The following is a 1464-nucleotide window of genomic DNA, read 5'->3' as shown; positions in this document are numbered from 1 at the left end:
TGCGAGGCGGATTTGCCTACCTCGCTCCCTACATGCTTACCCCAGGACTACCATCGCCTGGGCTGGACTACCTTCCTGCGTCACCCCATCGCTTACCTACTACCCCATCGGATCGAGCGTTCAGCCTCACCCCGATCCCGAAGGACCAGAGGACTTAAGGACTCTTAGCATCAGGAGGTTCGATATGGGCGCATTGAAGCGGGTACGGGAATATCAACCCGTTGTCCATCGACTACGCCTGTCGGCCTCGCCTTAGGTCCCGACTTACCCTGGGCGGATTAGCCTGGCCCAGGAACCCTTGGTCATCCGGCGCGAGGGTTTCTCACCCTCGATTCGCTACTCATGCCTGCATTCTCACTCGCACAGCCTCCACGGTTGGGTCACCCCACCGCTTCACCGGCTGCACGACGCTCCCCTACCCATCAACAGGCCCAAAGACCTGTCAATGCCACGACTTCGGCGGTGTACTTGAGCCCCGCTACATTGTCGGCGCGGAATCACTTGACCAGTGAGCTATTACGCACTCTTTCAAGGGTGGCTGCTTCTAAGCCAACCTCCTGGTTGTCTCTGCGACTCCACATCCTTTCCCACTTAGCACACGCTTAGGGGCCTTAGTCGGTGATCTGGGCTGTTTCCCTCTCGACTACGGAGCTTATCCCCCGCAGTCTCACTGCCACGCTCTCACTTACCGGCATTCGGAGTTTGGCTGACGTCAGTAACCTTGTCGGGCCCATCGGCCATCCAGTGCTCTACCTCCGGCAAGAAACACGCGACGCTGCACCTAAATGCATTTCGGGGAGAACCAGCTATCACGGAGTTTGATTGGCCTTTCACCCCTACACACAGGTCATCCCCCAGGTTTTCAACCCTGGTGGGTTCGGTCCTCCACGAGGTCTTACCCTCGCTTCAACCTGCCCATGCGTAGATCACCCCGCTTCGGGTCTACAGCATGCGACTCAAACGCCCTATTCAGACTCGCTTTCGCTACGGCTCCCCCACACGGGTTAACCTCGCCACACACCGTAACTCGCAGGCTCATTCTTCAAAAGGCACGCAGTCACATCACACAAGAGACAAGCCCTTGTAAGCTCCTACGGCTTGTAGGCACACGGTTTCAGGTACTATTTCACGACCCCTCACCGGGGCACTTTTCACCTTTCCCTCACGGTACTAGTGCACTATCGGTCATCAGGGAGTATTTAGGCTTACCAGGTGGTCCTGGCAGATTCACACAGGATTTCTCGGGCCCCGTGCTACTTGGGATCCCCTCCAACAGCCCATCCGATTTCGCCTACCCGGCTCTCACGGTCTACGGCGCCCCTTCCCAGAGGCTTCAACTATCAGACAGGTTTCTCACTGTTTGCGGTCTCGGCAGAAACCACCAGAAGGTCCCACGACCCCGAACATGCAACGCCTGCCGGCTATCACACATGCCCGGTTTAGCCTCATCCGCTTTCGCTCACC

1 rRNA gene (only partly in view) is annotated in these 1464 nt (G+C 57.7%); it reads right to left on the bottom strand.

Annotation, left to right across the window (positions count from 1 at the left end):
- A 23S ribosomal RNA gene (locus tag ACWENQ_RS46005) occupies positions 1 to 1464 on the bottom strand; its annotated part reaches 1125 nt to the left of the window's first position; the annotation flags it as partial.

Source organism: Nonomuraea sp. NPDC004354, assembly GCF_053602555.1.
Note: the sequence above shows the minus strand (reverse complement) of the source record. Positions and strands in the feature narration are given on the sequence as shown.